The 15,371-nt window shown below is 44.5% G+C and carries 7 protein-coding genes and 1 pseudogene; 1 reads left to right on the forward strand and 7 read right to left on the reverse strand.

Features of this window, described 5'->3' with window-relative positions:
• The 7 genes and pseudogenes from Xsze_RS22810 to Xsze_RS14570 form a co-directional block, all read right to left on the reverse strand.
• Window positions 1–789: pseudogene (locus Xsze_RS22810) on the reverse strand (transposase); the annotation flags it as partial.
• A gap of 132 nt (window positions 790–921) precedes the next feature.
• The gene (fbaB, locus tag Xsze_RS14545; protein ID WP_038240259.1) at window positions 922–1,971 is read right to left on the reverse strand and encodes a class I fructose-bisphosphate aldolase; all 1,050 of its coding nucleotides are present in this window, start codon (window positions 1,969–1,971) and stop codon (window positions 922–924) included.
• Between the two features lie 611 nt (window positions 1,972–2,582).
• Complete coding sequence (gene trhP, locus Xsze_RS14550; protein ID WP_038240261.1) at window positions 2,583–3,959, reverse strand: prephenate-dependent tRNA uridine(34) hydroxylase TrhP; 1,377 nt, start codon at window positions 3,957–3,959, stop codon at window positions 2,583–2,585.
• A gap of 268 nt (window positions 3,960–4,227) precedes the next feature.
• A complete protein-coding gene (gene mdtC / locus Xsze_RS14555) occupies window positions 4,228–7,332 on the reverse strand; it encodes a multidrug efflux RND transporter permease subunit MdtC (protein ID WP_099138178.1) in 3,105 nt (1,034 codons plus the stop codon).
• A complete protein-coding gene (locus tag Xsze_RS14560) occupies window positions 7,329–10,493 on the reverse strand; it encodes an MdtB/MuxB family multidrug efflux RND transporter permease subunit (protein WP_038240262.1) in 3,165 nt (1,054 codons plus the stop codon). Before Xsze_RS14560 ends, mdtC begins: the two co-directional genes overlap by 4 nt.
• The gene (locus tag Xsze_RS14565) at window positions 10,493–11,743 is read right to left on the reverse strand and encodes an MdtA/MuxA family multidrug efflux RND transporter periplasmic adaptor subunit (protein ID WP_038240263.1); all 1,251 of its coding nucleotides are present in this window, start codon (window positions 11,741–11,743) and stop codon (window positions 10,493–10,495) included. The genes Xsze_RS14560 and Xsze_RS14565 overlap by 1 nt, the downstream gene beginning before the upstream one ends.
• A gap of 337 nt (window positions 11,744–12,080) precedes the next feature.
• On the reverse strand, window positions 12,081–13,652 hold the full coding sequence (locus Xsze_RS14570; protein ID WP_051462474.1) for an ImcF-related family protein: 1,572 nt from the start codon (window positions 13,650–13,652) through the stop codon (window positions 12,081–12,083).
• 769 nt (window positions 13,653–14,421) lie between these two features.
• On the opposite strand from Xsze_RS14570, the gene Xsze_RS14585 reads away from it, so the two are divergent.
• A complete protein-coding gene (locus Xsze_RS14585; RefSeq protein ID WP_038240266.1) occupies window positions 14,422–15,339 on the forward strand; it encodes an Rpn family recombination-promoting nuclease/putative transposase in 918 nt (305 codons plus the stop codon).
• The last annotated feature ends 32 nt before the right edge of the window (window positions 15,340–15,371 follow it).

Raw genomic sequence — 15,371 nt, forward strand, 5'->3', positions numbered from 1 at the left:
GGGCCAACTGACGTTTCAGACGCCCAATCAACGGCTGGCTGTCATGGACATTGCCTGCGGTGGCGTAAGTATCCATGATAATATTGGCTTTCCCGTCCACGGTACGGTGGTCGAGATAGAAAAATCCTGTCGGTTTGTTCGTCCGGTGCATAAAACCGCTTTCCGGGTCAGTCGTACTGACTTTTATCTGTTTTTGCCGTTCCTTGTGGGTTGGCGTCAACTTTTTTTTCCGGATTGAGCCCGGTCTTCACTTACGGCCTGTTCCAACTCGTCCAGATAGGCGCCCGGAAGAACAGGACGCTGGAGGCGCTCAGTTTTATGGGGATTGGCACTGGCTTTCAGATGGGTACTGTCCGTATAGAGCACCCGGCCGCCCACCAAACCGCGGCGGATAGCCTGTTCGACAATATTGTCAAAAATGGACTGGAACACCTCGGAGTGGTTGAAGCGACGTCGCCGATTTTGGCTGAGGGTAGAGGCATCAGGGACTTTTTCAGTCAACCCCAGCCGCAAAAACCAGCGGTAGGCCATATTCACCTGGATCTCCTGAACCAACCGGCGTTCACTGGGGATCCCAAATAAATAGCCCAGTAACATCATTTTAATCAGCATCACCGGATCGATAGCCGGACGGCCATTATTTTGGCAATACAACGGGGCGACTAAATCTCGGATAAATTCGAAATCAAGGGCGGCATCGACTTTGCGAACCAGATGGTTTTGGGGGACGAGGTCATCAAGTGAGAGTGTTTCGGGCGGAAACGTCTGGGGAGAGGGAACTCTTAACATGGCGGCAGCTCCGTCGGGTGAACGGAATTTGATTAAAGCAAAGTACCGGATAAAAAACCAGCACTTTGTCAATAATCTGAATAGTGGGGATATTATTATCCCCACTATTAAATATGATGGATTAAAATCTGGTTAGGCAATGGAGATGGTTTTGTCGAGATACACATCCTGAACGGAGCGGATCAATTCAACACCTTCTTTCATGGATTTTTTAAATGCCTTACGGCCAAGAATCAATCCCATTCCACCGGCTCGCTTATTGATGACAGCAGTACGGACTGAATCACTTAAATCATTATCTCCGGAAGCTCCGCCAGAGTTAATTAACCCGGCGCGTCCCATATAACAGTTAGCAAGTTGGTAGCGTACTAAATCAATGGGATGTTCTGTGATCAGGTTGCTATAAACCCGTTTATCGGTATGACCAAATCCGATGGCTGTATAGCCACCATTGGTTTCGGCCATTTTTTGTTTAACAATATCAGCACCAATTGTTACTGCCAGATGATTGGCCTGACCGGTTAAATCGGCACTGGTATGATAATCAATCCCATCCTTTTTGAAGGCTGAATTACGTAAATAAGCCCATAACACAGTCACCATGCCTAACTCATGAGCGCGTTCGAAAGCGGCTGAAATTTCTTCTATTTGCCGGCGTGATTCGGGAGAGCCGTAATAAATAGTGGCACCAACGGCAACAGCACCAAGTTCAAAGGCTTGTTCGACGCTGGCATACAACGTCTGGTCATATTGAGCAGGGTAGGTCAACGTTTCATTATGATTGAGCTTGACAAGAAATGGGATTTTATGGGCATAACGGCGAGAAACAGATGCCAGAACCCCATAGGTTGAAGCAACACAGTTACAACCCGCTTCAATGGCTAATTCAACAATATTCTTGGGATCGAAATAGAGAGGATTAGCCGCAAAAGAAGCGCTGGCTGAATGTTCAACACCTTGATCTACCGGCAAAATTGAAAGATAACCGGTACCTGCCAGACGACCATGATTCAGCAACGTTTGCATGGAGCGCAAGACAGTATTGGGACGATTATTGTCGAGCATGACTCTGTCGACAAAATCCGCTCCCGGGAGATAGAGATTTTCACGTGAGATAGTGTTGCATTGATGTTGCAATAAAAATTCTGCGTCTTTTCCTAACAAATTAGCGATATCGGTCATGATTAACTCCAATTTTCAAAAGGCGCTACTGATTGTTGTTGATATTTGGATGGATCACAAGGTGAGCAGAAAGGGAAGTGGCAGTGGATCGCTTCAGTTCATATCATGTGTATTCAAACGAACCTCATTGCGTAATGAAATGGCGTGACGAAGTCGTAAAGAATTTGTATTTAACATGATGAATAATTAATAACAGATAAATTCTATAATTGAATATATTTGACGTGTTTTAAAAAATTTTCCAACAAAATTGAAAGGTTTTAATTATATTTATTGCGAAATAATTTGCGTATCTCATAACTTGATTAATTTATATGCGGTGCGTATCAAAGAAAAGAAAGGAATTAAATTTGTTTATACTTTATGATTAGCGATGGAATCTTCAATAAATTGAATTTATTGGCTATTTCATTAAGTTGAATAATAAAATGAAGATAAAAGAAAAGGCCAGCCCAAGGGAGATTGAGCTAGCCAAGGAGGTGGTTCCTAGTCTTACAATAAAACTTTTTTAGTTCTTCATTTTTCAGCAAGGATAATACGAGAAATAAAATAATATTGATGTGATCTATTTCTAAAAAAACAGAATAATTTCTTTAAAACCTTACTTTGAATTATTTCACTGGTAATTCTTGTGGGTGAGGTTTTCGGGTATTACCTTCTTTCAAATTTCGGACAAGCAGAGCATATTCCAACTCAATTTCTTCAGGAATAGGAAGATAAACAATATGCCCATCCCCCGCTGCCGTATCTATTGTTTGGCCTTTTTTATTTACCATGGATTCTAACCTGAAGTTAATATTGCCTGATGGTGTCATAAGCTCCAGATGATCCCCAACAAGGAACTTATTTTTGACGGCAACTTCAGCCAGCCCATTCACTCGATTACCTGTTAATTCACCCACAAACTGTTGGGTTTCGGATACAGAATAGCCGTATTCGTAAGTTTGATAGGCATCATGAGTATGGCGGCGTAAAAATCCTTCGGTATAACCTCGGTGTGCCAAGCCTTCCAGCGTGGTCATCAAGGTCGGGTCGAACGGCTTCCCGGCGACGGCATCATCAATGGCACGGCGATATACTTGAGCGGTACGGGCACAATAATAGAAAGATTTTGTCCGACCTTCAATTTTCAGTGAATGAACCCCCATTCCGGTCAATTTTTCTACATGTTCAATGGCCCGCAAATCCTTTGAATTCATGATGTAAGTACCATGTTCATCTTCAAATGCGGACATATATTCACCAGGCCGTTTGGCTTCTTCGATCATGAATACTTTGTCAGTGGGGGCACCTTGGCCTAACGTAGGTTCGACGTTTTTAACCGGAATAGGATCGTGCATATGTACGACATTTCCGACAGCATCTTCTTTGCCTTCCTGCACATTATATTCCCAGCGACATGCATTTGTGCATGTACCCTGATTGGGGTCGCGTTTATTGATGTAACCAGATAACAGGCAACGGCCGGAATAAGCCATGCAAAGCGCGCCATGGACAAAAACTTCAAGTTCCATATCCGGTACTTGCTGGCGAATTTCGGTAATTTCTTCCAGCGAAAGCTCGCGGGAAAGAATGACACGGGTCAATCCCATTTGTTTCCAAAATTTGACAGTAGCCCAGTTAACCGCGTTGGCTTGAACAGAAAGGTGAATGTCTATTTCAGGAAATGCTTCGCGGACCATCATTATCAGGCCCGGATCGGACATAATCAGAGCATCAGGCCCCATTTCGACAACGGGTTTTAAATCACGGATAAATGTTTTCAGCTTTGCGTTATGTGGTGCGATGTTGACAACGACATAAAAACGCTTGCCCAATGAATGTGCTTCTTTTATGCCTTGAGCCAAGGTTTCATGGTTAAATTCATTGTTGCGGACACGCAGGCTATAGCGGGGTTGCCCGGCGTAAATGGCATCTGCGCCGTAAGCGAAAGCGTAACGCATATTTTTCAAGGAGCCGGCAGGGGAAAGTAATTCAGGAGTAAACATATTTTCAGCGTTCTCGGTCTGAGTTCAAGTCAGCCCTTATCCTCTCAGCTTTATCATTACTAAGGGTAAGGTTAAAGGGAGGGGGATTTTAGCGCTTATTTTATCATTAGCACAAATATATTCTTGCTTGCTGATCATGGAGATTGAAGGCGGCAGGGAGAAAACGCGCCAGTTCAAATGATCAAACCTCAGGGACAAACAGCCACCATCTAGTGAGAGGTGGCTGTTTTTTATCACGAAGGTCAAACGATCTATTAACTGGTCTGTATTATCTGAGTGGCGTTGTATGACATTTTGCTGTGCGGCGTTGATACCATTTTTCACGCAGACGATCAAAAAACAGATACACAACCGGTGTTGTATACAATGTTAACAATTGGCTCATAATCAGGCCGCCAACAATCGTAATGCCCAGCGGAAAACGGAGTTCGGCACCATCGCCATTATTCAGAACCAGAGGAACTGCACCGAGTATGGCAGACAGGGTTGTCATCATTATTGGGCGGAATCGTAACAAACAAGCCTGAAAAATGGCATCCTGAGCATTTATGTTACTGTTACGTTGTGCTTTAAGGGCAAAATCGACCATGATGATGGCATTTTTCTTGACAAGACCGATCAGTAGCATAATGCCAATCATCGCAATCAGGCTAAACGGAGTATTGAACAGTTCCAGTGCCAATAATGCACCGACTCCCGCAGAGGGAAGGGTAGACAGGATGGTTAACGGATGCAGGTAGCTTTCATATAGCACGCCAAGAACCAGATAAACTGTCACAATTGCCGCGAGGAGCACAATTAATTGAGAACGCTCACTTTCCTGAAAATCCTGCGCGGAGCCTGTAAAAGAGCTGCGGACTGAGGAAGGAACACTCAGCTCAGTCATTGTTTTTTCTATCGCATTCATGGCATCGGACAACGTATAGCCGGGGGCAACGTCAAAAGCAATCGTGGATGAGGCTGAAAGCCCTTGATGGTAAACCTCCAACGGAGCATTGGCGGGGCGCCATTGTGAAAAATAGGAAAGGGGAATACGTTCTCCCTTGCCATTGATGACAAACATTTTTTCTAATGCGCTGGGATCACGGGTATATTGGGGTTCGACTTCCATGACGACTTTATATTGATTCAAGGGCTGGTAAATGGTGGAAATTTGCCGCTGCCCAAAGGCGTTGTAAAGTAAACTATTTGCATCTGCAACATTAATCCCGAGACGGGCCATCACATCGCGATCATAAGTAATGGCTATTTCAGCGCCTTTGTTTTCTGAATCTGCATCAGAGTTAACATCTACCAATTGAGGCGATTTTTCCAATGCCTTTTTGATAATTGGCCCCCACTTACGCAGTTCACCAAAATCATCAGACAGTAAGCTAAATTGATAACTGCCTTTCCCCTCTCTTCCTCCGCCTCCGCCGGAAGGAAGATCCTGAATGGCGATCAGATAGAGATTGGCGCCAGATGTATTGCCGAGTTCTTTTCTTAAACGCGTAATAACCTGCTGAATATTTTCAGAGCGCTCTTTCCGTGGCTTTAAGGAAATAAACATATAGCTTGTATTGTTGCTGTCACCATCCGTAAACCCGGCAACATTGGCAACAGTCGGATCGCTATCGATTACCTGCATAAAATATTTCATTTTTTCGTGCATAGCCTGAAATGAAATACTTTGGTCAGCAACCACATAGCCCAGCATTGATCCCGTATCTTGCCGTGGGAAAAACGATTTTGGGATACTGGAATAGAGCCAGATATTCAGGGCAATAATGCCGAGTAATGTGAATAACACCCAACGAGTATGGTTGAGGACCCATTTTAGTGAACGGGCATAAATTTGCTGAATCCCTGACAGAACCTTACCAAATCCCCGTCTCTGTTTTTGTGCCCTTGCCGGGGATGATTTGAGCAAATGAGCACACATCATCGGGGTTAAGGTGAGCGACACCAATAATGAGATGCCAATTGCAGTGGCGAGAGTCACCGCAAAATCCTGGAATAATCGGGCAAGCAGTTCATCAATCAGCACGAGAGGAATAAACACCGCCACGAGCGACAGGCTCATGGCAAGTACAGTGAATCCAACTTCTCTGACTCCTTTCAGGGCGGCTTGCATGGGTTTTATTCCCGCATCCAGATGCCGGGAAATATTTTCCAGCACAACGATCGCATCATCGACCACAAAACCGGTCGCGATGGTCAATGCCATTAATGACAGATTATTTAAACTCAGGTCACATAAGTACAGGGCAGTAAAAGTACCAATCAGTGATACGGGAACAGCAACGGCAGGGATAAGGGTTGCCCGCCCTGAACGCAAAAACAGGAACACCACTAAAATGACCAAACCAACAGCGATAGCCAGTGCTTGTTCCACTTCTTGCAGGGAAGCCTTAATCCCCGGCGAGCGATCTTGTGCGATATTCAACTGCACACTGGCTGGCAGTGAGGCTTTCAGATGAGGCAATTCGTCCCGGATGCGCTGAATGGTGGCAATAATATTTGCCCCCGCTTCACGGCGAATAATAATGGCAATGGCTGATTTAGTGCTGGACATGGCAGCGGCCCGAACATCTTCGACGGAATACTTAATATTTGCCACATCCTGTAAGCGAACAGGAGCACCATTGTTATGGCGGATGATAACTGAACGATAACCGTCAACGGTTTTCAGTTCATCATTGGTTTGCAGTTGCCAACTGTGTTGATCAGAATCGACATAACCCATTGGACGCCTGACATTGGCCGCGTTGATTGCACTGCTGACATCATTAAGAGAAATGCCTTGATTGAATAAAGCATTGGGGTTGAGTTCAACGCGTATGGCCGGTAAAGATCCTCCCCTGACATTGACTTGGCTTACCCCTTCAATTTGGGAAAGTTTCTGTTCTAACCGGCTTGACGCGAGATCGTATAACTGACCTTGACTGTAATCGTTTGAAGTCAGGGTCAGCAGCATAATTGGCGCACCCGATAAATTAGCTTTGTAATACCCTGGCTTACTTGGCATCCCGGAAGGCAGCATGTTTTGTGCCGCATTGATAGCAGCCTGAACATCTCGCGCAGCACTATTGGTATCCCGGCTGAGATCAAATTGTAAGGAGATGTAAGAGCTTCCCAGAAGACTGTAGGAACTCATCACCTTTACCCCGGAAATTCTGACCAATGAACGTTCCAGAGGTGTGGTGACAGAAGAAGCCATCGTTTCTGGCGATGCTCCCGGCATAGAGGCAGAGACGGTGATTTGGGGGTAATCGACCTGCGGCAGTGGTGCCACAGGCAGGAAAATAAAACTGAGGGCACCACATAACATGATGCTGAAACTCAGCAAGATGGTGGCAACGGGGCGCTGGATAAATAAGGCGAAAAATTTCACAGCGGCTCCTGATGATTCGTTGGTGACGGATCGAGTTTTATTTCATTCGGAGGATTTTCTTGATCATTTTTGCGGAAACGGTTCGCAATTTTATCAAAAAGCAGATAAATAACAGGCGTTGTAAACAGTGTTAGAACCTGGCTCATGATTAAGCCTCCCACCATACTGACGCCTAGCGGACGTCGCAGTTCTGCACCGATGCCGGTACTGAGCATCAATGGCAATGCTCCCAACAGTGCGGCCATTGTTGTCATCAAAATCGGCCTGAAACGTAACAAGCAGGCCTGATAAATGGCTTCATAGGGAGACAGACCTTTCTCACGTTCTGCCGCCAGCGCAAAATCGATCATCATGATGGCATTTTTCTTCACAATACCAATCAAGAGAATGATCCCAATGATGGCGATAATATCCAGCTCATATCCACCAATCATTAAAGCCAGTAATGCGCCGACGCCGGCGGTAGGTAAAGTTGACAAAATGGTCACAGGATGAATAAAGCTTTCATATAACACCCCGAGCACGATATACATCGCGACAACAGCTGCCAAAATTAGCCAAAGGGTATTGCTGAGCGAACTTTGGAATGCCAGCGTTGCTCCCTGGAATTGCGTAGTAATGTCTTTTGGCATTTGAATCATGCGTTCAGCTTCAGTCACGGCTTTGACGGCTTGCTCAAGGGACGAGCCTTTGGCCACATTGAATGAAAAAGTCGCGGAAGGAAGCTGTTGCAGGTGATGGACAGACAAATTCCCCAACCGTTCTTCAACGGTGGCAATGGTATTAAACGGAACCATTTTCCCGTCGTTTCCCGTCAGATAAAGATTATTAAGCGCTTTCAAGCCTGACGAATTTTTCGTGTCTTGTTCAAGAATGACACGATACTGGTTTGACTGGGTGTAAATAGTTGAAATCAAACGCTGGCCGAAAGCGTTATACAGCGCATTGTCCACGGCAGCCATTGAGATCCCGAACCGGCTGGCCATATCTCGATTGATGTTAAGATACGCGATTAGCCCTTTATCCTGCCAATTGTGGCTGATATCCACCAGTTCCGGCTGTTGCTTCAGGGCATTTTCCAATTTAGGGAGCCAGATACCCAACTCATCAAGTGAGGTGGCTTGCAGTGTAAACTGGTATTGCGTACGGGATACTTGGGTATCTATTGTCAAATCCTGGATGGGTTGCAAATACAATTTAACATCGGGTACCTTGGCCACAAGGGCTTGCAAACGGGGAATAACGGTTTCAATGTTGCTTTCCCGTTGTCCGAACGGTTTCAGCGTAATTTGCATGCGGGCATCATTCAGTGTTGCATTGTTACCGTCGACACCGATAAACGTCGTGACATTGTCGACATCATGATCTTGCAACAACAGTGCCGTGACCTGTCGCTGTTTATCTGCCATGGCCTTGAAAGAGATGGATTGGGGCGCTTCCAGCGAACCCTGGATCAGCCCGTTGTCTTGCAGTGGGAAAAATCCTTTCGGGATCATGACATAGAGTAGGGCAGTCAGAAACATTGTGCCGAATGTAACACCAAGCGTGAGCCAAGGGTGATTCAATACGCGTTTCAGGAAAACCGCATATATCGCAATCAGCCGCTCAAAGAAACGTTCACTGGCTTTTTCAAAGCGGTTATGTTTAACATTCGCCTCGGATTTCAACATCCTCGCGCACATCATCGGTGTCAGGGTTAATGACACAACGGCTGAAATTAAAATCGCAACAGCAAGGGTGATGGCGAATTCCCGGAATAAACGGCCTACGATATCGCCCATAAACAACAGTGGAATCAATACCGCGATTAATGAAAAAGTCAGAGAGATAATGGTAAAACCGATTTCTCCGGCTCCTTTTAATGCTGCCGCCAGCGGTTTTTCTCCCCGCTCGATATAACGGGAAATATTTTCTATAACAACAATGGCATCATCCACCACAAAGCCGGTTGCGATGGTTAATGCCATCAAAGTGAGGTTATTGACAGAAAAACCACAAAAATGCATAACGGCAAATGTTCCCACCAGAGAAAGGGGAACGGCAATACTGGGAATAAATGTTGCTGCGGCATTGCGCAAAAACAGGTAAATCACCATCACGACCAGCGCAATGGCCAGCAACAGTTCAAACTGAACATCTTTGACGGAATGACGGATAGTAATTGTACGGTCAGTCAGTACATCCACTTTGACAGATTTAGGTAAACTGCTGATCAAGTTGGGCAGCATATGACGAATATTGTCTGTCGTTTCAATGACATTTGCGCCGGGCTGACGCTGTACGTTAATGACAATGGCCGGCTTTTTATTGGCCCAGGCGCCTAATTTGTCATTTTCAGCACCTTGTTCGATAGTGGCGACATCCCGCAAGCGAACCGGCGCGCCTTCTTTGTACGCCACAATGAGATTGAGGTAATCATCAATTGATCTCATTTGGTCGTTGGATGAAATGGTAATCGAGCGAGTGGGGCCATCAAAACTCCCTTTCGCTGAATTGACATTTGCTTTCATAATGGCAGAACGGATCAAATCACTGTCCAGCCCTTGAGAAGCAAGGGCTTGAGCATTGAGTTTCACGCGAACGGCAGGACGCTGCCCCCCAGCCAGCGTGACTAAACCCACACCACCAACTTGAGAAATACGCTGAGCGACACGGGTTTCAACCATATCTTGCACTTGAGTCATTGGCATGGCATCAGAAGTGACGGCCAGTGTCAAAATAGGGGGATCGGCCGGATTGACTTTGCTGTAAATTGGCGGATAAGGCAGGTCATCAGGCAATAAATTGCTGGCTGAGTTAATGGCTGCCTGTACATCCTGCTCTGCGACGTCCAGAGGTAATGAAAGCTGAAAGACCAGCGTAATGACAGAAGCCCCGCCAGAGCTCCTGGATGACATCTGTTTCAGGCCGGATATTTTTCCGAATCGCCGTTCCAGGGGAGCTGTAATCGCGGATGTCATGATATCTGGATTGCCGCCGGGATAGAGCGTGATGACCTGAATGGTCGGATAGTCCACCTGTGGCAAGGCTGAAACGGGCAGCATCCGATAACCAATAAGGCCAGCCAGTAATATTGCAATCATAAACAGCGTCGTAGCAACGGGACGCAGAATAAACAGGCGCGATGGTCCACCACTTGTTGTCGGGACATCAGATTGCATTACGGATTCCCCACGTTATCGCCTGACTGACTGTTTGATTGCGATGAGTCTTTCTGAGTATTGTTGTCAACAACGGAGTCAATTGCCATGGGTTTAACAATTTCAACTTTGGCACCTTCGGTCAAGTTATCAAGGCCGTCGGTAACGACACGTTCCCCTGCGGATAGACCGCTTTTAATGACCACCCATTGATTGTCTTGCAATCCCGGGATCACTTTATGTTTGTTGACCTGATTTTCTTTATTGACTTTCCAAACGAAGTTAGACCCGTCTCCCATTTGTAAACCTGCTGCTGGGATCACAACGACATCTTTTAATGTATCAACTTTCATTTGAACATTGATGAATTGATTAGGGAATAAGACACTGTCTTTATTACTGAATTGAGCTTTCATTTTGATTGTGCCGGTGGTGGGATCAATCTGGTTATCAATACTGGTAAGTTTGCCTTGCGCTAATTGTTGTTGATTATTGCGATCCCATGCATGAACAATGATATCGTTATGATTTTTCTGCGCCTTCAATACCGTATTGATATCATTTTCGGGTAGAGAAAATATCACATCAATCGGGTCAACTTGCGTGATGACCACAATAGGTGTTCCACCTGCGGCAGAAATGTAATTACCAATATCAATACGTTTTAATCCGACACGGCCGGAGATAGGTGCAGTAATGCGGCTGTAAATTAATTGTAGTTTTGCATCATCTATGTCGGCCTGATCGCTTTTTAAGCTGGCCTCACTTTGGCGAACCAAAGCAATTTGCTTATCCAGATCTTGTTGAGAAATAAGCTTATTGCGGGCTAATTCCTGATAGCGGATTAAATCTTGTTTGGCATTGGTTAATGTGGCCTGATCTCTGGCAAATTGCCCTTGTGCCCTTGCCAGTTTTACTTGAAGCGGACGGGGATCGATTTCTGCCAGCAAATCCCCTTTTTTGACATATTGCCCTTCATTAAAATGCAACGCCATCAATTCCCCTTGCACGAGGCTGGTAATATTGACGGTATTGGCTGCCTGCACTGTTCCCAGCCCCCCTAAATAATGAGGGACTGATTTTGTCTCAGCGGTTGCCACTTGTACGGGGATGGACATTGGGCTAGAGGCATCATGCTGTGAACCGGGAGCCTTATTTTTATCCGTTGTCACAGAGGGATAGAAGTGTTTCCAGGCAAAGAAAGCGGCCGTAATAATCACGGCCAGCGCCAACGCGAGTCGGAAAAAATAGGAACGGCTTTTATTACTCATTTGCTCGACATTCTCTCAATATTATTGTGGCGGTAATCTTTTCAGCAGGCATCTTAAGCCAAATAGATTTAAGAATATACCTGTCATCTTTCCAAGTGACTGCTTTGTTGACTCAGCTCATGGCTATCTATACTTCAGGAGAAACTAACTTGAAATCCATGGAAATATATCATCAGTGTAGCGGATGATAATGACTCAAAAATGAATAAAATATCTTGGCCTTGTCAAAAAGGTAATATTTGAGTCCGAAATTCTCTAAAGGTTCAGAGAAAGAGGAAATTATTGGATTCTGATTGTTCAGAAACGAAACCCAATTGTTTTTAATGAATTAATTTTTCTATTTATTTAAAAAAATCTGCCCCGGTAAAGAGAAATGACGGAGTTTCAATAATAGCAAAGGCCCGCTTTCCCCTTTTGTCCGTAAAATATAGACTAAACGACGTCCATCCTGTGCCTGCCATTGAACATGATGACTATATTTTTCCTGTGAATGGCGGGTTACTTTAGCCATTTCCAATAATCGGATCAATCCCCAACTCCCTGGTTTGTCGGCATAAATTCTTTCTCCGGTTTGTATATTCACCCAACTTAAGGTTGCGCCTTGTGCAGTGGTGTCATTGGGCCAAATAAATGTTTTCCAGAATGGCATCTGGTTAGCATAATCCAATGTTTGATGGTCTATTGTCAGGGTGGTTTGCATCACGCCTTCAGTTGTTCCTGCCTGCAATTCAAAATTCAGTCTGGCTTCCCCATTGGCAAATACGGTTTCAGACAATAAATTCAGCGTATCCAATGCGTTGAGAAATGCAGGATTAAAAGTTAGCTCTTGAGATTGCGTAGGATTGGGCACCCAACGGCTACCTTCCTTTTGCAATACGCCACTGAGATTGCTTTCAAGAAAGCGGGGAATATGCCCGTCATTGGCACGGATATATTGAGCCAATACAGGCAATGAAGCTTCTTTGACCGCATCTGTAAAAGGATAATGTGCGCTGAATTCCGCATTCCATTTATCGACGATGGCGGTTTTCCATTGTGCATTGACGCTTTGGGCTGTGGGAGTCAGTAATTGCTGCCATGATTGGGACATGGGAGCAACGGACAAGGCTTGCCCCAATCCCCGCCACTGTGAGCCGAGGCCCTCGGCAATGCGCTGCCCATAATCCCGGGTATTTGCCAGATCGAGAGTCCTTCCCTGCATAATCGTTTTTGCCAATAACTGAGAAGCTTCCTGCGGATTGCTGGATTGAGTGACTTGCTGGAGGTTAAGGTGTACCCGTGCTGTACGGGTCATAAAGCCTGATACGCTCAGCAGCGTGCCTTGTTGTGAGCTGGCTTGTGATTCTACCAATGACAGTATCGGGCTAAATGAAGATGCCAGTGGCGCATTTAATTCGGCATCATTGCTCTCCATCGTTAAAAGGCTGTTTTTTTGTTGCCCTGTTTTCCCCTGATAGGAGAGCGTATTCATTAATGTGAAAAGGGGAGATTGGCGGATATCTGCAATCAGGTGAAGCTGATTGACAGTTTCTGTCATATCCGAGGTTGCTTTCCAACGCATCCCATTAAGAAAAGTTCGCCATCCGGCTGCAAAATCAGTGAAGTAGCGTTGTGTCAGACGGATTTTCAGGGTTTCTGGTGAAGCATCGTCATTTGCCGTTTGACGGTGATCACTTAATACCCAATCAATTTGGTGTTTACGTTCATTGACCACTTTTTCAATGGTAGGCTGTACCGTTTCCTCCCACGTCCTGCGGGTAAACACACCCGGGACCGCACCTTCAACGTGCCAGAGCAGTGTTGCATCGGTTTCACCGACCATATCGTGCAATGTCATGTCGGCATAGTGATTCGCGACTTGTGACAAAATAGTCTGATAAGGCTCTGATTCCGTATCCCGACTGCTCATTGATTAACCCCGGTACAAGTTGTTCGATGGGTTCGGATTCACCAATCAACATCAGAATATGAATTTTTCGCTGCCAAAAAGGGCCATAAATCGCTTCAAATAGGGCAAATAATCCCGTTGCAACAATGACCAGCCCAATATAAACAAAAGTACTGGGCTTATGAATATGGACATTTCCACGATAGAACAGGTACAGAAAAAAAGAAGAACACCAGCAATAACCAAGCCAATGACAAATTTTACCCAAATAGGGGATTTGTTATTTTTCATTTAACGAACCAGATTTAATTATTTAATAGTAGTAGATGAAATAAACGTTTTTCACCAAATTTTATCCAGATAAAACTGACGCAGGAGTAATAAGAGTATAAACAGCAGGAGTGTTGATAAAACAGATGGCATGGTTAATTTGAATTTTTTGTTAATCTTTTTATGTATTCCTGCAAGAGGATTTTGTAATTTATAGCGTAAATCAAAACAATTAACTTTTGTTATTATAGAAAAGGCTATTTTGTTATTGATCATTAAAATAAAGGTAATAAAATCATCACTGTCGGAGACTCTGAATGACCATTATTTAAATAATGAACTGGAATTATTATATATTTTGATATGGATGCCTTTGTCCTTAATGTCGTAATATGCTTCATCATTTTCATAATTCGTATATTTTATCTGTAAGCTGATCAAATACTTTATATCATAGTCCTTGATGCCAACCTTTCTTGTACCGTACACTGGGCGCATGGATCATTTTGGATAAGAAAACATGAAGGATAAAAAGGTTATTCCCACCCCTCATGATGCGGCATTCAAGCGGTTTATGGCTCAGATCGAGAATGCCCGTGATTTTTTTGATATTCATTTGCCAGAAAAAATTAAAAAGTTATTTGATTTTAATACTTTAAAGTTAACTAACTCTTCATTTATTGACAACCGGCTCCGTTCAAGATTGTCTGATGTACTTTATTCGGTGAAAACGCAACAGGGCGATGGTTATATTTATGTGCTTGTTGAACACCAATCCACTCCGGATAAAATGATGGCATGGAGAATGATGTACTATGCTTTTATGGCAATGAATCAGCATCTGCAACAAGGAAATAAGGAACTGCCGTTGGTTGTCCCCATTTTATTTTACCACGGTGATACCAGTCCTTATCCTTTCCAGCAGCGCTGGACACAATGCTTTTTATTGCCGGCACTGGCGGAGGAGATATATTTCAATCCCTTTCCACTGGTTGATGTCACCGTGATTGATGATAATGAGTTAGTCAACCACCGCAAAATCGCTGTAATGGAACTGGCGATGAAGCATAAGAATTTGCGGGACAGGGTTGAAGCAGTGACCACATTATTGGCACAGGCACTTAAGTACAATTATAATAGTGACAACGATGTGGTTACTATTCTAAATTACCTGTTTATTACGATGGACTCGCCGCATTTTGAACAGATGCTCCAGCAACTAACCAAACAGGTAGGCAGCCATCAGGAGGAGATCATGAATATTGCACAGCGATTAGAGGAAAAAGGTTGGGCAAAAGGCATTCAACAAGGCATTCAACAAGGTGAAAAACAAGCATCAATCAATATTGCCCGTACGCTTTTAAAAAATGGCGTCAGTATTGAACTGATCATGGAAAGCACTGGCCTTAGTCGTGAAGAAATTCTTTCCTTACAATAAGTTGTTCCTTTCTATTTTTTGTACTCTTACCC

Source organism: Xenorhabdus szentirmaii DSM 16338 (genome assembly GCF_002632585.1).
Lineage (GTDB): Bacteria > Pseudomonadota > Gammaproteobacteria > Enterobacterales > Enterobacteriaceae > Xenorhabdus > Xenorhabdus szentirmaii.